Below are 22,542 nucleotides of genomic sequence, written 5' to 3' on the forward strand. Positions count from 1 at the left end.
CTTGCCATTTATAAGATTAAAAAGGCAAGCAAATGAACTTTCATTTACTTGCCCATTGTTTAAATAATCATTAACGGTAACAAGCTAAAGATTATTTTGGTGTGTAAACTGGTTTGCCATCAGTACCAACTACTTGCTTCCACTCTTCTTTAAACAACGCAACCGCTTCATCTGGGAATGGTACATAGTCTAGGTCTAAAGCAGCTTGATCACCTTCGTTATATGCCCAGTTAAAGAAGTTAAGGACACCAGCAACTTTCTCTGGGTTTTGTGGGTTTTTATGAACTAGAATGAACGTTGCAGCAGCAATCGGCCATGCATTTTCAGTTTCAGAATTAGCGATAACTTTATAGAAACCTTCAGCTTTCGACCAGTCAACATTACCAGATTCAGCAAATGATTCAGCAGAAGGTAGAACGGTATTACCTGCAGCGTTAACCATAGCAGCATAAGACATATCGTTCTGCTTAGCATAAGCATACTCAACATAACCAATTGAGTTAGGGGCCTGTTCAACCATACCCGCTACGCCTTCGTTACCTTTTCCGCCAACTCCAGTACCTAATTTATCAGTTGGCCATTCAACACTCTTATCAACGCCCACAGCAGACCAATCTCCTGAAACTTCGTTTAAATAATAAGTGAAGTTAAAAGTAGTGCCTGAACCGTCAGAACGATGAACCGTGGTAATTTTAGAATCAGGGAGTTTGAGACCTTCATTTAATGCAACAATTGCAGGATCATTCCATTTAGTGATTTTACCTAAGTAGATATCAGCAAGTACTTTACCACTTAATACAAGTTTACCTGGCTCTACACCTTCAACGTTAACAACTGGTACAACACCACCAATTACTGTTGGGAACTGAATCAAACCCGCTTCTTTTAATTCTTCTGGCTTAAGTGGTTTATCTGAAGCACCAAAGTCTACAGTTTTAGCTTTAATTTGTTTAACACCACCAGACGAACCAATAGAGTTATAATTTACTTGGCCTCCAGTTGCACTTTGGAAGTCAGCAGACCACTTTTGATAAATAGGCGCTGGGAATGAAGCACCAGCACCACTGATGTTCATTTCTACGCCTTCTATATCTTTATAGCTTTCCGTGCTACCAGTGGCTGACGAACCAGTAGTATTCTCAGCCGGTACTGTAGTCTCAGTAGTGTTTGCTTGTGTTTCACCAGTTGTTGCGGTGTCATCAGTTTTTTTATCGCAAGCAGCTAAGGTTAATACACTTGCTACTGCTACTGCCAATAATGAATAACGCATGGTCTCTCCTAAAGAGTTAATTAGTTATGAATATGATGATTGTTATGAGTAATGGGACTAAAAACACATCTACGAATGACTGGTATTAGGATCATATATTGTCATTAAACAATAATTAATGAACGCACTGTTAATAACAGTATTCTTCTATGCCCTATTGATATTGAGCACATTTTGACGTTTTAATATGACAGTTTGATGAAATGAAGCGTTTTTTGTTAAAACCTTGTAACCAAAGTTAATGACACTAAAAAATGCCAAGAAAGATTGAGAAAACATTAATAGCTTAAAACATTTTATATATTAATTTTTAGTTGGCTCAAAAGCACCGCTAAACCTTATTCCTCTAAGGGCTCTGTGGGCTCAACTCTAGCTTTTGATATAGTAAATGTGGGTTAATAATTGGGTATAAAGCTTGTTTTTCAGTGTAACATTATAGAAATATTTTGATGGTAAAGAGGCGGGTTCATCTGTCTTCTATTTCACGCGCAGATTTAAACATGCGCGTATTCATCAGCGTCTATCTTCACAGTAACAAATGATACACGATACAAACTCCTAAGACATAAAGGGTCATTACTTTTAATATAGGCTACACTGTCAGAAAATTAGTTCAAAACAAATTAGTTCAAAATAAGTTATAATCGTACTTCGCTGTTTTACTGTTTGTTATTCTAAACTCAAAATATTCTTAGGAATGTTTCGTCTAAATATTAACAGATAAAAGGCTATACCCATGAAGAAACTTCTCAAGCCATTCGCTGTTGCGTCAGCCATTTTGCTCAGTATTCCTGCAAATGCGGGACTGGCCTCTTGGTACGGACCTGGCTTCCATGGCAAAAGAACGGCGTCAGGGGCAATATACAACATGTATTCGATGACTGCTGCACATAAATCTCTGCCTTTTGGTTCTAAAGTAAAAGTGACTAACTTGAAAAACAAAAAGTCAGTTGTTGTTAAGATTAATGACCGTGGTCCATTTACACCAGGTCGAGTTATAGACTTATCGAAAAAAGCGAATCTCGCTCTCAAATGTAATTTATGTAAAGTAAGCGTTGAGGTACTTAGTCATGGAGATGGCAAATATCGTAAAGAGTAAAAAGTAAAAAATAGATAATTAACTAAATTAAGCCAATGAATCTCCGCCTTAAGCCTTTTAATCCACCTTTATTCTTCATTACTGCCTACCATTAGGTATTTCGATAAAACTTTGCTAGTATAGTATTGATATAATATCGACTCGGGGTGCGATTAAATCAATTATTAGCGTTTCACTAATAATTGATTTAATCGCTGAGACATCACCCGTTGAACCTGATACGGTTAATACCGTCGTAGGAAAGTCACCTTAAACTTCCTTAATTTCTGTTAGATAGTTATAATTTTATCCCCACTAGCCTCTACACCAATGAGAGTCAGGTTAAGCTATAATAGGGGTTAGTTATTATTAACTAGCAATATTAAGGGTGTGTGCACTGTCAGCCGAGTCGTTTTTATTTGACTGTTTCAACAGTAATTTGGCACTTGCCAATAATAATAGAAATAGGACTACGCCATGACCATGCAATCTACCATAGCCGCTAATGATAACCCTATAAAAGATAAGACAATTAAAACGCCTGCCCATCGCTCTTCAAAAGATGCCCGCTTTGATGAAGAGGCACGCGATCTAACTCGCAATCTGCCTGCCTCAAAAAAAGTTTATATCGAAGGATCGCGTCCCGATATCCAAGTACCTATGCGTGAGATTACGCTTACGGATACGCCTACTGGTGGTTTCGGCCTTGAGAATGGTGAGAAAAATCCACCTTTTTATGTGTATGACACCTCAGGGGCCTATACCGATCCGAATGTAGATATTGACTTAACGAAGGGATTGCCTAAACTTCGAGAAGGCTGGATTGAAGAGCGCGGTGATACTGAGATTTTAGAAGGCCTATCCAGTCGTTATGGCCGTGAGCGGGCCAGCGATATTAAGACAGCTAACCTCCGATTTTCCCATATTGATAAACCACGCCGTGCTAAAGCTGGGCGCAATGTTACTCAAATGCACTATGCACGTCAGGGTATTATTACGCCTGAGATGGAATATATCGCCATTCGTGAAACCCAAAAGCAGCATGAACTCACTGACATGCGTCAACATGAAGGTGAAACTTTTGGGGCTAATACGCCTAAAATCATCACACCAGAATTTGTGCGTGATGAGGTAGCAGCAGGCCGCGCCATTATTCCTAATAATATTAACCACCCTGAATCTGAGCCAATGATTATCGGACGTAACTTCTTGGTTAAAATCAATGCGAACATTGGTAACTCGGCGCTTAGCTCAAACATTGATGAAGAAGTCGCAAAAATGACTTGGGCAACACGTTGGGGTGGCGATACCATCATGGATTTGTCAACGGGCAAACATATTCATGAAACCCGTGAATGGATTATCCGAAACTCCCCCGTTCCTATTGGCACCGTACCTATTTATCAAGCATTAGAAAAAGTAGACGGTGTTGCTGAGGATCTAACGTGGGAGATATTCCGCGATACACTTATTGAGCAAGCCGAGCAAGGTGTGGATTACTTTACGATTCATGCGGGCGTACTACTTCGCTATGTACCCTTAACGGCCAAACGCTTAACTGGGATTGTGTCTCGTGGTGGCTCTATTATGGCGCAGTGGTGTCTAGCGCATCATAAAGAAAGTTTCTTGTATACGCATTTTGAAGATATTTGCGAAATCATGAAACAGTATGATGTGGCATTTAGTTTAGGCGATGGTCTGCGTCCTGGCTGTATTCAAGACGCAAATGATGATGCGCAATTTGGTGAACTGCGTACGCTTGGCGAGCTGACTCAAGTGGCGTGGAAACATGATGTACAGGTTATGATTGAGGGCCCAGGCCATGTTGCCATGAACCGTATTAAAGAGAATATGGATCTGCAACTTGAAATTTGTCATGAAGCGCCTTTCTACACGCTTGGACCATTAACCACCGATATTGCCCCGGGTTACGACCACATTACTAGTGCAATCGGAGCCGCCATGATTGGTTGGTTTGGTACGGCAATGCTTTGCTATGTTACCCCAAAAGAGCATTTAGGCTTACCAAATAAGAAGGACGTTAAAGATGGCATCATTACTTACAAAATTGCCGCCCATGCAGCTGACTTAGCTAAAGGTCATCCAGGCGCTCAGGCTCGAGACAATGCGTTGTCTAAAGCCCGATTTGAGTTCCGCTGGGATGATCAGTTCAATTTAGCTTTGGACCCAGATACAGCTCGTGAATACCATGATGAGACGTTACCTAAAGACGCGCATAAATCGGCACATTTTTGCTCAATGTGTGGGCCTAAGTTCTGTTCAATGAAAATCACTCAAAATGTACGTGAATATGCTGCTGGTCTAAAAAAACCTGTAACGCCAAGCTCTGGTGACCTGAAAGATGAAGCCCATCTGATAAAAGAGGTAGATACGGAGCTAGTAGGTCAAGTTGGTGAAGCTAGTTTTGAAGAAGTTCAAAAAGGGATGGAGGAGATGACGAAAAAGTATCATACTGAGGGCCGTCAGCTTTATAAAGAAGTTTAACGGTTGATCCCACTTAAGCATATGACCTTAGTCAAACTAAGGTATAAACCAAAAAAGCTTGAATCTTAAGATTCAAGCTTTTTTGCAATAGGTTATGGTTAAACACAAATATAGTTGAAAGAATATACAGTTAAAAAAACTTAAATTACTGTGCTTAATTTTAAAAAAAACCACTTGAGTTAAAATTAAACTTTAGATGCGGTATATATTTTTTCAATTGAAGCATTTATCGTGTCTGAGAACTCTTGATCTGTCTGACCTTTAGATAATCCTTCGGTAAAAGCACGGGAGAAGCTGGCAATCATACCTGGGTTTTGTTTTAAACGATCACACGCTTCATCTCGGCTATATCCGCCCGAAAGTGCCACAACTTTAAGTACTTTTGGATGATCAACCAACTCTTTATAAAAACCCGCTTCTTCAGGTAAAGTCAGCTTTAACATGATTTGTTGGTCATCCTCTAAACGTTCAAGATTACGTAAAATCTCTTTTTTCAATAACACTTCGCTTTGCAGTTTTTTATCGCTTTCAATATTTACTTCTGGCTCAACTATTGGCATAAAGCCTTCAGATAAAATCTGTTTAGCCACATCAAACTGTTGTTGAACCACTTTTTCAATACCACTTTGTGAGTCGGTATGTATTACTGAACGCATTTTAGTACCAAAAATAGGATAGTTTTTAGCTTTCTCTAACAGCGCACTTAGGTTAGGAATAGGTTTCATAAGCTGAACCCCATCCATCTCTTCAGCCAACCCTTTATCTACCTTTAAAAACGGTACGATATTTTTTTCTTCCCAAAGAAAGTTAGCAGTTGGCTTACCGTTGACTTCACGATCCATCGTATCTTCAAACAAAATAGCACCGAGTACACGCTGACTATCGAAACACTCACAAGTCATGATGCGTGTACGCATTTCATGAACTTTAGCAAACATCTGGTCATCATTTTCGTATTCATTTTCTTCCACACCATACATACGTAACGCTTTCGGTGTACTACCCCCACTTTGATCCAACGCAGCAATGAAACCAGTGTCATTTTTTATTCTTTCTAGTTGTTTTTGATAACTCATAATGTTTTCCTATAATTAAAAGGAGAGTAATTAAAATACAAAAAATTTAATACTATTTTTGATTGGCTAGCTAATGCGAATTTTTCTTTTGCTAAAGTTAACACATGTTGATGACAAATTCTCTACTCTACTTGTTAGAATGTGCCTTCATTTAAATTATGAAGGTCACAATGGGATACATTATCGTCAAGCACGCATGCTTTCGAAGAAAGTAGTGTCATGTTAGCTACAGAGCAGACACTATTTAGACGTTGTTAACCCGTAAAATGTACATTACTTCAAATGAGCACAAGCCATAATACACAATAATTTAAACAAAATGACTGTTTTAAACTTGGTAAATATGGCTTACTAATGTCAGCGAGTAATAAAGATTCATACTGAAGTTAAGCTAAACCCTTGATTTTATTACCTCGAATTTTGAGTGAAAAATAATAAAGTATCATACTGAATGCTATTTACCACAGCAGTTTGTTACAATTTGGAGTAATAAAGTTTCATACTGAGAGAGTCAGATATGAACTGCTCTCACTGCTTAGATTAGTACTTAGAAAGGTAAAGTCACGTAGAAGATCAGGTATTATCAAATACCTGACCTTCTAATAGTTTGACAAGCAAATTTATCGTTAGCTGATCTGCAGCTTCAAGGTCAAAGACTTATTAATCTCTTTATCACTACCTAAAGTCAAATAACTACTTTCTTTTGATAATTGCTTAACCCTTAAGCTTTCAAATAACTCATCGAGTCTATATTTGAAGCTACCATCATGCACTTTAAACACATCATCAAAAAATACTTTTGCGATAGCTGATTCAGTTAAATTAGTATCACGACTGAACGCCTTACGTTTCCATACACCATTTGAAACCTTATCTATATTGCCTAGAAGGATAGTATAAATAGAGTTTGAAGCATGCCTATTCGTGATGTTTGGCTTATTTGAGTATGAAGAAGCACTTTCAACCGCCATCCAGATAAGACGACTAAGCTCAGCAACCGAATAATTTGTTAAGCATGCTTGTAGTAGACTCATCATCTTCTCGCCTAATGGAGGTGTTAGCCCATTAACTCTAGCCCTTTCGATAAGGTAGCTAACACATTCCGCTAACTGAATATTTTCACACCAATCTTTAAACACAACGTTATCGACCAGATCGTTAACGGTCTTTTGCTCTTTAACTTTGACCCTTAGGCTGGTTATGTCTTTTGCATCATATGCAAAGTCAAAGATAGCTTGAGAGTAATCTAAATTTATATCAATCTTACCAGACTCAGTAATATTTGCATAGTCTAAGCTATCCATTGGATTCAGTAGTAAGATATTAGCTTTAAATAGATGCTCGAGTATCGTTTCATCCATTGTATATAAAGGAGATAAGGGCCTTTCAAGATTATCTGTTAATGATAAGGTAGTTTTTAAATTATCAGAACCTAGGCTCTCAACAATGGCCATCAGCAGAAGCTTATCAATCAAGCTCAGCTCCTCCAATGGAGGTATAGCACATTCCTGCTCTGCTCTATAGTTATTAAGACCATCAATAATAGCCTGTTTTCTCTCTTGTTCTAATCTCTCCTGCTCTAAAAGATATTCTCGCCACTCTTTGTCTTGCTGCTCCTTGTAAGCCTTTAGACATGCGTCACAACGCCAATCGTCTGTATCCAAGTTAGTTAATTCAAACCGTGTCTTACACTCACTAGTAATACCACAATCTAAACACTGACAATTCAACACCTTAAGAGATGCGTTGTCTCTAACTATGTTAGTTATTTCACTATGCTTAAACCCGTATTCCTTACTAAGACTTTGACAGGTAAACACATAACTGGTTTTGTTATCTTTCTCCCGCAACCAGTATTTCTTACAAATTTCTTTTTTTTCATCCGTAATATTGGGTTGATACTCTATTACTGTTTTCATAACTTCCTCACTAATACCGACTATATCCTGTGGATATTGTAACTGACCAATGTGAATAATGCTATTTTTCATTATTGGTTAATTAGCATGACAACGGATGAGCGCATCGTAGCTTTTGGCCGACGAGTACGTGAGGTTAGAAAAGCAAAAGGTATATCACAGGAGAAGCTTGCAGAATTAGCAGGTATTGACCGTAGCTATATGGGGAATATTGAGCGTGGCGAGAAGAACGTCACGCTCAAAAAGGTTTATGAGATTTGTGATGCATTGGAAATAGATATTAATAAATTGATTTCATAGAGAATAATGTTAACAAGGTCTATACTAAGACAAGTTAACTATAGGCTGTAAAAAACACATCAAACCATCAGGTAAAATCTAGAATTATATGTTTTAATAAACCTATATTAGTGTGATTATCAGATTCATAATAACTGCTATGTAATGAATATCTTTTAGATAATAAGTTTTCCTTGCCTCTACCATCTGATGTAAGCAACTTATTAATTCCGTCTATTGTTTTCTGCTCATTGCCTTCAATAAGATAACCGATCATATTTCCCAATGGGTATTTTTGAGAAATAAATCTTTCCATACCTTCATTGATATAAGCTCGCTTCAACTTAGAATCTTTCTCTTTAAGACGTTTCGCTTCCATATAGTGTCTATAGTCAAGCTTTCCCCATTCATGAAAAGCAAAATCAATTCTTGGTAGTTTGTCGGCAAAACCTTTAGATTTATTTTTTACTGAGCTAAATAATTTATGTTCAGTTTCTACGGTAATACTTGATGTCATATACGTTTTATCACGTCGAATATTTTCACATATTTGTTCATTAAAATCATTCTCATCCCAGTCTAATTGATATTCTTTTTCAGATAGCGTTAGTTGATAAGCGTTTATAATTAGTTTGAAACAGCCTTCTTCAAATTTAATTCTAAGAGTTGTTTTAAATACATTCTGAATATTTGTTGATAGTGCCATTTAAACTCCATTGACTATTTCGAGTATTAAATTGGAACCATCTTCCATTGCCATAGATTTTGACCAAAATCGACGTTGGTTTGGACGAATAATAAAAATTTCATCATCTGATTTATAGTTTAATATTTTTCTAACATAAATATTACTCGCCTTTTCTTCCCAAAGCTTTTCATCTAATCGTTTTAACTGAGCTGATACATTCTCATTGGAAAATTGTATTTTCTCTTTTTCTGTAGAAAATGATAACTTTACCATCATTAGTGGGCTATAGTTGCTAATATCAAAAACAGTCGCATTCACATATAAATTTTGACCTTCAATAAAAGCATTCAAACTATCTACAATGACCTTTGAATACTCTTCTATTTGGCTTCTTTTTACTGGAGATAAGGCAATAGATTCTGACTGTTTTTCAAATAAATCTAAATTGAAGGCTAGATTATCATTAATTATAAATTCTATTTCCTCTGAATCAAAAAATATATTAGATATTAAAATAGAGTCTATTGATTTTTCTATTTCAGAAAGTTGATTATTAGCTAAATGAAAATCGGTTTTAAGAGCTTTAATTTCATTGAATTTTTTTTCAATCGAGGTCTTTGTTTCAGGACTCAACAATGGCATCAGTGCTGGGCTTTCTAAAACTTCATCCATGAAGATTTGCTCTCTCTCGATACCCCAAGATGAGCTTGTTAAAAATAATAAGTATGTCATTATCTTAGAGTTAAGAATACAAACCAGTATTTTCTTGTCCCGTTCATCTACGCTACCGTTAAACACATAACAGGCAGTTGTACAATAAGAGAAATAATCAATATAAGAAGCGGCAAGTCTCCTTTTATGTTGTCCCTTTTTCATAATAACAAAGGGTGGTGTAAATATTCCTTTATCTATAGATCTGAATTTTTTTAGATTAGCCTCAGACGCAGATTTAGGGGTGTAATACCTATCTATCAAACGTGCATTCAATATATTTTCAGGAATAAAATCAGGGTGTTTCTTATCTCCGTGGAGCCCTACTTTTGGTACTTGCCATTTATTCTTTGAATTTCCTAAAAATTCTTTCATAGAAGATGTTCTAGTGGACAAACTTTCTATCAACTTCCAATCTTTCACACCACCCCACATAGCAATTTTCCATATTTTGCTATCGGGTTTTTGGCATTCTTCTCTAGGTAGATACTTCACATCAGTCTTATCAATTTGTAAACCGTCAATTACATTCGATTTCACATAAGTTTTGGGCGCGATATATTCAATTCTTGACGATGGGTTTTCAGGGATTTGTTTTTGATAGTAAACAATACTAATAGGTCCAACAGCATTACCAAATAAATGTCCGCCAAAACTTTTCGGTACCTTACGCAGAATTGAAAAATTGAAAACTTTTTCGACATAACAATCGTTAAATAACCATTGTCTAAAATTTTTGGATGTACCACTGGTATTAGTTAGTACCTTAGTATTAAAAATAAGTGCAATTTCTCCATGAGGTGCGAGATTTACTGCTTTATGTAAAAAGGGTAAGACCATCTCTTTAGAAAAATTGTACTTTTCACAGTATTGGCGTATTGAAGGTAATAACTTTTTTGTGCCAAAAGGTGGATTACCAACAATCAGATCAAATTCTTGACTCTCAATCTCTTTGTTAACTCGGATTGTATCTCTACAAAACAAGTTATTTCCTTGAGCTTTTAGAGTGGAATCATTTGGATCGTTAATTAAATTAGGTAACAAATGACTTTCTGTTTGCCAAATAGTTTTTGGATCTAGGAAGTCGACCAAAGCTAGATATAAACTAAAAGCTGCTACTCGGATTGACTGTGGTTCTATCTCTATACCAAAAATATTTTCTGTTAATAGTTTTTTAAGCTGTTCAAAATCAGAAAGTCTTTCACCATGCTGATTTTCATAACGTTTTACAAGGCGTTTAAAGCTTTCAACCAAAAAAATTCCTGAACCGCAGCTGGGATCAAGAACTTTGACATTATAGTCAGTGTAAGATTTAGTAATTGGAAGTTTTTCATTGAGAATAAACTCAACTAAAGCTGGAGGCGTATAAAATGTTCCTGTCTGCTTTTTTTGCTCTGGATTCGATTCTAATAGAAAACGCTCATATATTTCACTCAAAAGTTCTATTTGAATAATACTGAAGTCAAATAAACGCCATTCAGAGAATAAATCAACTTGCGCAGTATCTTCATTGCCACTAATAAAGCACTTACGAATAACATCAAGCTGTTCTTTAGTAACCAGCTTCATCTCATCTGCTTTGATAGTAAATACATTACCGTTGAAATGTTTTTCTAGCTTTCGGTATAGATAATAAGTGTCTTCTACATTTTGTAGAATATCAAAATAGCATGTTGCATCCTGATTAATTTGCTGATAGAAACTATCATCAGTAGCACCACGGTCTTCAAGATACAACAAGAAAAGTGAACGTAAAATAAGCGTATGGATTAAATCTTTTGACAATCCATACGCTTCAAGTTGCTTCGTAGCCTCTACAAGACTATCAACTAAATACCTATCAACTCGACGTTGCAAGTCGATTTTTTTACGAATCTTTTCAGCTTCTTCCAATGTCCAGACAATACCAGTATCTATTGCAACTCTAGAGAAGATTTTACTCAATTCTTCTAGATGTTGTTGATTGGTTAAGCTGTATTTTCCAATCTCTAAATCTTCTAGTTCAATTTCATAATCAGTTTGTTGTGCTTTTATAATTGGCTTTCCTGCACAATTATAAATACGAATCTCAGTGTCAGAAAATACATACAAGAATAAAACTTTCTTGTAATTCCAAATATCTTTTTGTATTTCAGCAATTTCGCTTAACTTGCCGGAATCGAATGTAGATACTTCTTTTAGGAAAATAGCTGGATAGCTAGAGCCGTTCTCATCAGTATTGAAATATACTAAATCTACATTTAAATCTTTGACCTGATTTAAAACGATAGCTTCACTTTCCGTACACTCATTTGAATGAACAGGCGTCGCTCTATCAAAGCCCAAAGAAGCTATTAAGTTTTTTCCAGCATCGATTAGCATAGTAGTGTCAGAAAATTCTATATAAAAGGAATCAAACCTCTATCATAGCATTGATATACTTTAGTATCTATTGCTATTCAATATTGTTATGAAAATGCACACATCTCATAACTTGTTTTGCGTATGAGTGAACATCCTTAACAAAATATACCTAAATAAACCAAACTTATAGTTAGGTTTTAGCATCTATCCAACGCATCCCGAATAATATCCTTAACTAAGTCATCCTGAAACTGAGTGCTAAAGCTCACACTCAGCCCATCGGCTTGCATCTGGTTAAATAGCCGTTCAGCGTGCTTAATTTTGCGATTTTCTTCTGCTCTTAAGTTATCAGACGACTTAGTGTCCTTGGTCTCTATAATTAGATTTAATGTTTTACCCTCTTCAGTCTCAACAACGTACGCAAAGTCAGGTGAGTACGTGCCACCCCCTGATATTGGTATCCTAATCGAGTTTTTAGGAATTTTACTAAATACGGTAACGTGTTTAATCTGCTCCTTGATATTTTGCATCTCTAAAGAAGAGTCATAAAACACATCTTCAAACAGAAAATCATCACTCGGCTTGCCGTCATCGTAATGAACACCTAGCTGACCAGAGTTGACCTCCGCTAAAGGCTCACCCTTAGCATCTGTATAGCTTGTGGGGTGTACTTGGTTAGAGATAATATTGTAGCCAATCTCAAACTTTTGCATCGCATTTTGGAAGATATACAATCTAATACCATCTACCAGTTTACGGATGGTTTGAATATTCAGATAGTTACTAATATCTAAACCTTTCTCACCCCTGTCCTGCATATGCTTTAGGTTAACAAAGGCTTTATGCAGAGTCGGTAACTTAATATAAGTTTTCTCAGATAGTTGACGTAAAAAACTTCCATAGCTCATAGTGATGATTTTTACGAAGTTCTCTTCATCACCATATACGTCTTGATGGCCAGCTTGGTTATTATGAACATACAATTGAGATACCTTAGTTACCAAGCCGGTTTTATCAAATTTATCAGCCATTACTTCTTGCTGGAGATAATCCATCAGCAAGTTTTCATAAAATGTATCTTCACTATCAAACTGATATTCTAAAATAGCTCTTTGGTTAATAAGCTCCCATAACTCCTTAAGCTCTTCATACTTACCAATTCTGACTTTAGTTTTAGCTTTCGTACCTCCTTTGCTCTTATTAACAACCTTACCTTTTTTCAGCTTCTGAGCAAAAGCATTGGGATATAGGTCTTTGAGTGCTTGATAGCCACCTTCTAAGAACTTCTCATCATCATCGATTAGATTCTGATCATATAGCTGGTTACTAAGCTGTCTTTTAGAAACATCATAGAAGCCTTTAATTTGTTCAACTAAGTCGTTAGTTAATAATTCTGGTTCAACTTCTGATACGGAAGTGTCGTTAATCTCTTGAGTCAACTCTTGAACAAAGTCTTTTTCGGTAAAATCAACATAATAATTTAGGCGAAAGTCGTCTGTTTTCTCTCTGGCCATATGCTCATTCACAGGTAAGCGTAGTCCACGGCCTACCTCTTGTAGCTTAGAGGTCTTGCTACCACTGGAACGTAATTTACAAATCTGGAAAACGTTTGGATTATCCCAACCCTCTCGTAATGTCCACTTCGAGAAGATAAAACGTCTAGGGTTATCTAGTGACAATAAGCTCTCTTTATCATGCAAAATATCGTTAATTTCAGCTTCAATCTTCTCATCATTACCCGTATTGTCTTTTGAGAAGTAGCCACCGTGAGTCAGACTGACATCTGCAATCGTTCGTTCAAGATACTGCTTGTAAAACGGATCTGTTTCTTTCTCTAAATAAGATTTAGCCTCAGCCAATACCCAAGCCTCAAAGCGTGTTTTCAAGCTACCAGCTAACTCATTACCATCCCTGTAGCCTTCGATATCATCAATAAAGAACAAAGTTAATGGTTTAATCTTAGGGTTACGAGTCAGTAGGTCTCGCTCAAGTTTAAAGTGCTCTTTAATGGCCTTTTGCATCATACTGTCTTGCAAAGACTCATGATAAGAGTAAGGGTTGATGCTCTCGTCTTTTTTAAGCTCGATACCATTACTGAGTACAAGCGTTGTTTTATTCAGCTTTTCAATATTTAAACTGTGTATCGCTGAATGAACAGTAGACAGTGAGTCATTCTCTCTTAATGTATGACGGATCTTAACGCCATTTTCACTGAGCTCAAATACAGCCTCTGTACCATCTAAAGACTTCAGCGTTAACTTGGCATTATCATTGCCTGACATAGTCTCAATATAAGCTGTCACACCCTTCACAAGATCTTGGTTAAAGGCATCAACGGCTGTCAGATGATAAATCAGGTTCTTGTACTCATCGTTAAAAGTAGCGCCATAGCGAATTGTAAACTGTGCTTGCAGATTAGATATACTTTGCCACGTTTTACCACTTTGAGGGAATTTATGAGGCTCATCAATAATAACAACAGGATTGATACCTGCCAGTGCGTCTATCGCTTTATCGTACTTTTCACCCAGCAAAGTTCTATCAAACCGTTCTTCTTGAATCGTCGGTGAATTAATCATACCTTGGTTAATAACAAGCACATGGATCTTACTTTTATCACCATTACTGGCATTAACAAACTGAGTCACAGACTCAGGCATATAAGACTTACTGCCTTTTTTCTTTTTTTTACTTTCTACGACATAAGTTACTATTTGCTTGTCATGGAACTCACCCTGAAAGTCATGACGAAAGTGCTCACGAAGTGCATCACTTTTTAAAAAGTTTACCGTACCTGCCTTGATAGATAAGGTCGGAACGACAACGATAAACTTAAACAGTCCATAAATTTCATTCAGCTTATAAATGGTCTTGGTATAGGTGTAGGTCTTACCTGTACCTGTCTCCATTGAGATATCAAACACTAAGTCGTCACTGCGCTTGTCTTTACCAAAGATGCCATTGTCTTGTTGCACTTGCTCAATGTCATTCGCTAGAACAGTCGGGTTATAGTTAATCTTGGGGTTTATATATTGTTTGACGGTATAGTCGGTTGAAGGGTCAAACTGCACATTCGAAAAAGACTTAAGCAGTGCAATAATTGCTTTTTCTTGATGTGGTAAGTTTGGTTCAAAGTTAAAGCCTGCCATGATATCTCTCGTATGCTCAATTAAAGGGTCAAGGTTGCTATCAAATACTGCTATTTCATAACTTAGTATCTAACAATGATATTGATACTGATCGACTTTTTATTTTGATAGCTTTTAATTGCTTCATTTAACTCCATTTGCATGGCGGTATCGAAATTGTACCCATTAACAATGATTCTATTTGGCGCAAAGCTTTTATCTGTGTCTAACTTATCAAGCAGCTGCTTTAAGTTTTCTGTTCTGAAGTCAGAGTTAATTAGATATAAGCCCTTATCAACTAAGTGAGCTTTATAACCCTGTAAGTCTATATCTTCAATTTGCTGGGTTAGATGGTTATTGTCATATAACATCCATGTGGTCAGTAGTGCTTGGTATTGCTCATCACTGAGCACCATGTCGTCAAATAGGCTTTCATTAGCAACTTCAAAATCATCGTCTATCTTTGGACGGAAATCATTAATGGTTTCAAAAATTTTGAAGCCTAAATCCATAACATCGTTAGACATTTCTTCTTTAAATATCTTAGCCGTCCTATTTAAACGTTCCTTAGTAACATCAAAGACACTTAAATACCCAGCTTTGTATGCTTCTGATTTTTGCTTTAATTCCTCATTTATTTGTACAAGAACAAACTTTAAGTTAGATGATTCTTTCTCATTCAAGTGCCAGATTGAGTGGGCAGTTGTCCCTGAACCAGCAAAGAAATCTAAAACTATATCTTCATTCGCAACTTTAAAAGCTTTCATTAATTCAGCTAGAAGCAGCTCATCTTTAGGGTTAGTAAATACTTTCCCGCCCATCAATTTACTTAGCCTCTTCGAAGAAGCACGGCTATCTGTAAATCGCAAGCTAGTTAAACTTTGATTTTCAGTTTCTTTCAGATAAGTCTTATTGTTCGGTATTTTCGTGTGATCTTCCCCAAAATGGACTCTGTCTTGCTCTATAAGCTCTAGCATGTTTGATTCAGGACAGAACCAACCTCTTGATGGCTGCTTACAAGGTTGTTGGGTGAAAGGATGTATTACATCATATACGTATTGACCATCATTAGGTCCAGATAAATCAGAGGCAAAGTAAACTCCTCGTTTGTCCATCCAGTTATAGTGCTTACTCGAAAAAACTGGGCTGGACTGCGGAAATTCCTTATACCAAGCTAACGCTTCTTTATGGATTTGGCTCCAATCATCGCCATATTGTTTATGAAATTTATCAAAGGCCTTATAAATTTCATCTAAACCACCTTTTTTTTCAGTCCAGTCTCCTTTATTTACGCCTTTACTTTTTGTAAAAACGAGAATGTACTCGTGCTGGAAAGAAATATACTTTTGATCATTCTTTGATGTGTTCTTCCAAACGATTTCTCCGCAATAATTGCTCTCACCAAAAATTTCATTCATCACTGTTCTAAGAGTGAAAAACTCGTTTTCATCTATTGATATAGCAATCACACCATCTTCTTTAAGTAGCTCACGAGCGATATACAGTCTTGGATACATAAAGGTCAGCCAAGCGCTATGACTATTCGAACCTTTAGCAGTAAAGCTCAAGATACGCTCTGCCTCAGACTTATCAATACCTGCAAGACGGCTTAAATTATCCACTGAAAATTTAAAGTTATCTTGGTATACAAACCCATCTGACCCCGTATTGTAAGGCGGATCAATGTATATCATCTTGATTTGTTCACGATAACCATTAACCAAATGCTTTAACACTTCAAGGTTGTCACCTTTTATCAGTAAATTCTCACTCTCACTATTCTGAGGCACTGAATTATGCTCTGTATCAGGCTTTAACAGCCCTTGTGGAGGCAGATTGGTTAGTAGCCTTGCGTAAGACTTACCTAGCCAGTTCAGGCTATAAGACTCTTTGACTATCTCCACTTCATTCGCTTTTACCACTTCCATCATCTTTTCAGGCTGAAAATTGCCATGCTTATCAAAGCACTGAGGGAAATACTTCTTTAAAACAGCGATTTGTTTGCTGTTCACAGTTTCGGTTTCGTCAAACAGTGTTTCGGTATGGATGTCTGTCATGGTAAGTCCTGAGAAGTTTAAATTCAAATCGTTCCAAAGATATTATTGCAAAGCAACTAGATAGTAGCAATTTATAAATTGGTTAAAGTAAAAGTCTATGACGTACAACTTTAAAATACAAAAAGGCTGCTAAACAGCAGCCTTTACTCTCATATAAATCTAAACTTATAGTGTTTCAATACCGTTTACCACGTCATTTTCATCTACCAGGATCCAGAACTCATTTATATTATCGTTAGGATCATAAGCGTAGTTGTATTCGTACAAGTCACCACTTTTATCAAAATACTTTAAATGAACAACCTTAGTTCTATCTTTAAACTTGTACATCAATTGAGTATCTCCATAGACAGACTTACCTAACCCTTGTGGCTGTCCTAAAATTGAGCGTACTTCACTCTTGGTGGTAGTTCCTTCTTTAATTATTGCTTCTATAAATACTGGTTTTACAGATTCGAGCGTTGGACGTGGGTTTGATGGTATTGTATTGCTACAACCTGATAAAGTAGTTACAGAAACCATTAAAGCAATTATAAATTTTCTATCTTTAAAAATCATAATTTTAACTCGATAAAGGTAGGTTGATAAAATAGCATGATTATAAACTTTGTAGATAAGTTTCTAAAGGTTAGCTATGAGACTAAAAAAGGAATGATAGGTACAAGCAAGTTACTATGGACTGGTAATAAAAGCTATGACTTAGGGTTAAAGTTTTATTAATTCAAAAGCTTGGAGATGACTTAGATTTTGCCTCGAACTTTGCTTACCTTTTCTTTCATAGCCGTGGGGGCAAAACAATATCTTGTATACATAATTTAGTTAGAAGCCTGATTATACCTTTTGTGCGTGATTATAAGGATTATGTTGCTTCAAGAGGTAATTCAGAGCCTCAGCTCAAAATACCAAACAGTCGGAAGGTTGAGCAAGTGAATAAAAAAATATTTGTAGTTCATGGGCATGATGACTTTGCAAAAGTAAAAGTTGCACGTTTTTGGAGAAAAACGGGCTCGATGCAATTATCCTACATGAACAAGCGAGCGGGAATAAAACAATCATTGAAAAAATAGAACATTATTCGGATGTAGGTTTTGCCGTTATATTGCTGACTCCCAATGATTTGGGTAAATCAAAAAAAGAAGATAATCTTCAGTATCGTGTGCGTCAAAATGTCATTTTAGAGCTCGGTTACTTTATGGGCAAACTTGGTAGAAATAGAGTGTGTGCTTTTAAGTCAGGAAGTTTGGAAATTCCAACAGATTTCAGTGGTGTTGTTTGGAACCCTCTAGACGAAAGGGGGGCTTGGAAGCAGATTCTATCTAAGGAACTTAGAGAAGCAGGATATGATTTAGATAGCGATAGACTTTTAAAGTCTTTAGGATAAACCTGTCAAAAAAGTCAATTGAATTGATTTATTTGCTGGAATAGGTGGATTGCTATTCAATAATTGTTAATAACAAGGGTAATTGAAATTAGTTTCTTTTAGAGCATTAATAAGGTCTTTTAATGCATATCATAGAGTGTCATAGAGTGTCATAGAGTGTCATAGAGTGTCATAGAGTGTCATAGAGTGTCATAGAGTGTCATAGAGTGTCAAAAACAGGCTACAGCGCATTTTATTCTTTTATAGTGGTATAACACCAAAAAACCATTTAAGCGCCTGTAATAGGTAAATTCTTTGCAAATTGAGCTATTTTTAGTTGGACTTATTGAAAAAAGACGATATACTATAATTAGTGGTCAAAAAAAGAGGGCTACCATTTCTGATAGCCCTCTTTCTTTTTTAATCACTAAGCACAAAAAACGAGCATGTAGATGCTCATGTCCGTACGTAATGATTTATAACCTGAGAAATTATACTTTACTACATGTTGACATGTTTACTCAAGTAAACACCAAAAAAAAGTGATTATTTTTGTATATGCGTTTATATGCTCCTTACTTTAATTTTAAGGAGTTCATTATGAACCACACGAAAGTACCAAGCGTTTCAACCCACAAAGGGCATATTCTATATAGGTTGTTACGAGGTGCAAGATTGCGTAACAAACAGCTTTTTCATGAAATTGATACCTGCGCTTCAGGCGCACGGTTTTGTGAGCTTCGTTCTGACGGTTGGGATATTCAAGATAAATTTTTATATACTACGACCAAAGAGAACAAGCAAGTTCATGTTAAAGAGTATTTCATGAAAGGTGATACGATAAAGGCCTATAAACAGCTTGAGTCTGTTAAGGATTTTTTAAATCGCTATGACAGCAGATACCCAAGTGATGTTACCGCTTAACACGTAATTTATTATTTTAATGTAGAAAAGCCATCAAGATTAGTCTTGATGGCTTTTTTATGTTTATGGCTCTGTGATAATAGTGCTAAATAACACCCAAAGCTTGGCACAATCTACGTTGCCAACTTATAAAGTCATCACCATCTTCTGTTAGCTCTAACATTCCTTGAGGATGGTTCAAGGTACGCACAGTGCCAAATTTCTCTAAATAACTGACCTTTGGCCAGCGTAGTGACTGTTTAACGATTATCTTTAATACCTCTTCAAGATGAGTATTCCAAAAATCAACATCTTCAATCTCTATCAATAAAGTTGACACTGACTTAGAGTTGTCAGTCGTATCTATTTCTAAGATAACAAACTGAGATAATTCAGTTTTAACGCTAACCTCAAGTACAGATCGCTTATTACCATCTATTGTTCTATGCAGCCGAGAACGTCCAACAGCAGGTAAAAAATGCAATTTCTCAATGCAATATATATTAGGTTGTTCTGATAACTTCTTGATAAGTAGCTTAAAGGCTTCAAATCTTTGCATATATAGCTCTAAAACATCGCTGTCATCATCAAGACCAGAGAAGTCAGCTTGGCATGCTGTACCGTCAATTGTGGCTTCATCTGTGCTAAGACCTAGCTCTACTAACTCATCATACTCTTCAGCCTCTGTTCCTTGTGCTCCTGGCACTCGTTTTTTGACAACCTTTCGAGTTTCTACTGGTCTGGCAAAACTAAAAGATGTTTTTGGAATGTCTATCGTTTTCGATTTAGTATCTACATCAGCGTCTTGCTGATCGTCAATAGTATCCCCATCTGATGCATCAATTGGCTGAGAACCGCTACTTTTTCCTCCACCTCCTGTACCAACTTTAAACCTCTCGCTAAAAAACTGTACTTTTTTAGTCAAAGACGAGGGAATATTACTAATACCTATAATTTCATAGACATGGTAGTTGCCCGTCTTTTTATCCATCCAACCTGTGGTCTCTAAAGATATATTCTCTAATTGTGGAGGATCAAACTGAAATACCCATACCTTCTTGTCTTCATCATCTTTAACGTCATTTATAAAATGCTTAGCAATGCTTTCATACGAATGTCGAGCATTATCATCTAACAATATCCAAGCTAATAAACGTCTTTGACCTTCATTTTCGAATACCTTTAGAGGTAAAGAACTTGCAGGCGATACATTTACTAACACTGAGTCATCTTGTGTGTCTTGAGTCCTAAACTCTCTAGTCAATATCCCATGATCCCTGCAGTTTTGGGCAAGATAAGCATTATGAAAAAACAAAACTCGTGCAAATTCAATTTGAGGCATATGAACGGTGACTCTTGGCTCACCTGATCTGACATAGTCAAACACAAAGGTATTACCACCACTTTCTAAGTCGATACCTACTTGCCAATCAAAAGTAGAGATATCCTTCAAAATTAGTGGATAACCACCTTTACGAGACTGCCCATCTGAAGGGTTTATGATTCTTCTTTTTGCTATAGCTGGTAAGTTTGATAGCCGAGTATGTAATATCTGATCTTGATCTTCACTTTTTATGCAAAGTTCAAGGTTCCATGATTTCAAATGTTTAAATTTAAAAATATTGGCAATATACCGTATTTGAGCGTCTTCTGGATAGCCTTTTACTTTCATATACTCACCTTGCTAATTCGTCTATTCACAATATTATGAGCCTTTGCTAAAAATCGACTAGATTCGTAAGTAATTCGTTCATCACTTAATCCAGCCAGTCGCAATACCTCCCAACGCTGTAAGGCTTCTTTATTTAATAGGCTATCAATTAGCACACGGATTAATCGTCTAATCTGATAGTCACTAACATCTTCACTGTATTGATCTAAAAACTTTGATACTACAGGCAGTTTGTCCAAGTTTTTTTCCATAAGCGAAACCGCACCAATTTGTTGCATCCACCATTTTTTTGATTTACGAGGCAGTGTTAAATCGATGCAGGTTTGCCTATATAGGTTAATTAAAGCTTTTGTTAACTCAATATCTCGCCTTTGCCAGTCAACAACAAAGCCTTTAGGTATATGAGGCTTATGATAGATCTTGTTAGTATTCATAAGCCATTGCTTATCGTTTCGATATAACCATGCATACAGTGCTTGATTTACTTTTCTGGCTTCTTTAACAGAGGACTTCTTGCTCTGTATCAGTCTTAACCAATCAGCTCTGTTTGCTTCAATAACTCCCATATCAACTTTAACTATACTTTTAGCTTTTTCTTTACCTGGAAGTTGTTTAAGTGGCTGATTTTTTACTTGAGTAATTACCTCTGCAAAAGTCCATGGTTTATCTTCGAACATAGAAGTAATAGCGACAATATGCTCGATATAACTAAATGACTTACGATGTTTACGAAAAATACCTCGAAGCCAACCTGTTTCACTCTCAAGATTACTTAAGTTATTTGACTCTAGGAACTCTAACGACCATCTTTTCTTTACCTTTTCTAAAATACGCTGATGATCTATATGTTGAGATCCTTTAATGCAGTCATGAGAACGAGCCAAACTTCGATAAAAAGCAGTCCACTGCTCTAAGCTTGGAGAAACTTGTACGCCAAGAGATAATAGCTCAGCTACCTTCACTGCAATAAACAAATCATCTTCACTAATATGCTCTTGGGTATGCACTAAACAGTTTCTAGTATTGGGGGCAATAAAGTCATGTCGAGAAGTTGGTCTATACTCAATTAACGAATCCTTTAATCTAATGCCATGCTTGATACAGCAATTTAATCCCGAGACCTGCCAAATACGTGACCAATACCACTCACCATGAGCTTTAAATTGCTCCTTAAAACATTGAGGACAGTAACGAATGTACTTCAAGGAAGGAAGCCTAGATGCGTTGCTACCAATAGACAAATGAATAGCACCTTGTGAATGCCCAGCCATCCATCTTAAACACTCCTGCCTTCTATTTTCGGGAATGAACGGAGCGTACAAAGGAAAAAGAGTATGTTGATAGGCAATATGATCTAGGTTAAATGTATGTTGAGGGTAATGACCGATAATCTTAGACAAGTGACAAGGCAGGTCAACGGTTGCAACCACACATCTATCTTCAAAAACGTCATCTAACAGCTGTTTTGGGCTCATTAATCCAGCCCTAACCTTATACCTAGCAACTGTGCTATAGATTAGCTCTTCAGGATATGGCATGGGAAGATTAATCAT

The 22,542-nt window shown here is 36.5% G+C and carries 15 protein-coding genes and 1 riboswitch; of the genes, 5 read left to right on the plus strand and 10 right to left on the minus strand.

Features of this window, described 5'->3' with window-relative positions; translation table 11 throughout:
• Positions 1-91: 91 nt before the first annotated feature.
• On the minus strand, positions 92-1,270 hold the full coding sequence (gene pstS / locus AC2SLN_RS10680; RefSeq protein ID WP_486549487.1) for a phosphate ABC transporter substrate-binding protein PstS: 1,179 nt from the start codon (positions 1,268-1,270) through the stop codon (positions 92-94).
• Positions 1,271-2,006: 736 nt separating this feature from the next.
• On the opposite strand from pstS, the gene AC2SLN_RS10685 reads away from it, so the two are divergent.
• Positions 2,007-2,369: a septal ring lytic transglycosylase RlpA family protein gene (locus AC2SLN_RS10685; RefSeq protein WP_486530232.1), complete on the plus strand. Its 363-nt coding sequence runs from the start codon at positions 2,007-2,009 to the stop codon at positions 2,367-2,369.
• Positions 2,370-2,501: 132 nt separating this feature from the next.
• Positions 2,502-2,628: riboswitch (TPP riboswitch) on the plus strand.
• A 197-nt stretch (positions 2,629-2,825) separates the two neighbouring features.
• The gene (gene thiC, locus AC2SLN_RS10690; protein ID WP_486530231.1) at positions 2,826-4,853 is read left to right on the plus strand and encodes a phosphomethylpyrimidine synthase ThiC; all 2,028 of its coding nucleotides are present in this window, start codon (positions 2,826-2,828) and stop codon (positions 4,851-4,853) included.
• 185 nt (positions 4,854-5,038) lie between these two features.
• Here thiC and AC2SLN_RS10695 read toward each other — a convergent pair whose 3' ends face one another.
• On the minus strand, positions 5,039-5,929 hold the full coding sequence (locus tag AC2SLN_RS10695) for a fructose bisphosphate aldolase (RefSeq protein WP_486549486.1): 891 nt from the start codon (positions 5,927-5,929) through the stop codon (positions 5,039-5,041).
• A 626-nt stretch (positions 5,930-6,555) separates the two neighbouring features.
• A complete protein-coding gene (locus AC2SLN_RS10700; protein ID WP_486549485.1) occupies positions 6,556-7,848 on the minus strand; it encodes a hypothetical protein in 1,293 nt (430 codons plus the stop codon).
• An 87-nt stretch (positions 7,849-7,935) separates the two neighbouring features.
• On the opposite strand from AC2SLN_RS10700, the gene AC2SLN_RS10705 reads away from it, so the two are divergent.
• A complete protein-coding gene (locus AC2SLN_RS10705) occupies positions 7,936-8,148 on the plus strand; it encodes a helix-turn-helix domain-containing protein (RefSeq protein WP_486549484.1) in 213 nt (70 codons plus the stop codon).
• 67 nt (positions 8,149-8,215) lie between these two features.
• On the opposite strand, the gene AC2SLN_RS10710 is transcribed toward AC2SLN_RS10705, so the two are convergent.
• The 5 genes from AC2SLN_RS10710 to AC2SLN_RS10730 all read right to left on the minus strand — a co-directional run bounded on the left by AC2SLN_RS10710 (position 8,216) and on the right by AC2SLN_RS10730 (position 17,612).
• Positions 8,216-8,833 (minus strand): hypothetical protein, encoded by a 618-nt coding sequence (locus AC2SLN_RS10710; RefSeq protein ID WP_486549483.1) that lies wholly within the window; start codon positions 8,831-8,833, stop codon positions 8,216-8,218.
• A complete protein-coding gene (locus tag AC2SLN_RS10715) occupies positions 8,834-11,887 on the minus strand; it encodes an HsdM family class I SAM-dependent methyltransferase (protein ID WP_486549482.1) in 3,054 nt (1,017 codons plus the stop codon).
• 179 nt (positions 11,888-12,066) lie between these two features.
• On the minus strand, positions 12,067-15,018 hold the full coding sequence (locus AC2SLN_RS10720) for a type III restriction-modification system endonuclease (protein WP_486549481.1): 2,952 nt from the start codon (positions 15,016-15,018) through the stop codon (positions 12,067-12,069).
• A gap of 62 nt (positions 15,019-15,080) precedes the next feature.
• Positions 15,081-17,054 (minus strand): site-specific DNA-methyltransferase, encoded by a 1,974-nt coding sequence (locus AC2SLN_RS10725; RefSeq protein WP_486549480.1) that lies wholly within the window; start codon positions 17,052-17,054, stop codon positions 15,081-15,083.
• A 165-nt stretch (positions 17,055-17,219) separates the two neighbouring features.
• Positions 17,220-17,612: a hypothetical protein gene (locus AC2SLN_RS10730; RefSeq protein WP_486549479.1), complete on the minus strand. Its 393-nt coding sequence runs from the start codon at positions 17,610-17,612 to the stop codon at positions 17,220-17,222.
• A 433-nt stretch (positions 17,613-18,045) separates the two neighbouring features.
• Between AC2SLN_RS10730 and AC2SLN_RS10735 the strand changes: the two genes are divergently transcribed.
• On the plus strand, positions 18,046-18,435 hold the full coding sequence (locus AC2SLN_RS10735) for a TIR domain-containing protein (RefSeq protein WP_486549478.1): 390 nt from the start codon (positions 18,046-18,048) through the stop codon (positions 18,433-18,435).
• 579 nt (positions 18,436-19,014) lie between these two features.
• Positions 19,015-19,338 carry a hypothetical protein gene (locus tag AC2SLN_RS10740; protein WP_486549477.1) on the plus strand — a complete coding sequence of 108 codons (324 nt, stop codon included), beginning with the start codon at positions 19,015-19,017 and terminating at the stop codon, positions 19,336-19,338.
• Positions 19,339-19,423: 85 nt separating this feature from the next.
• Here the strand turns inward: AC2SLN_RS10740 and AC2SLN_RS10745 are convergent, their stop codons facing one another.
• Entirely contained in the window at positions 19,424-20,989 is a 1,566-nt protein-coding gene (locus tag AC2SLN_RS10745) for a Tn7-like element transposition protein TnsE (RefSeq protein WP_486549476.1), read from the minus strand.
• Positions 20,986-22,542: a TnsD family Tn7-like transposition protein gene (locus AC2SLN_RS10750; protein WP_486549475.1), complete on the minus strand. Its 1,557-nt coding sequence runs from the start codon at positions 22,540-22,542 to the stop codon at positions 20,986-20,988. The genes AC2SLN_RS10745 and AC2SLN_RS10750 overlap by 4 nt, the downstream gene beginning before the upstream one ends.

It is taken from the genome of Psychrobacter sp. CX90 (genome assembly GCF_057396305.2).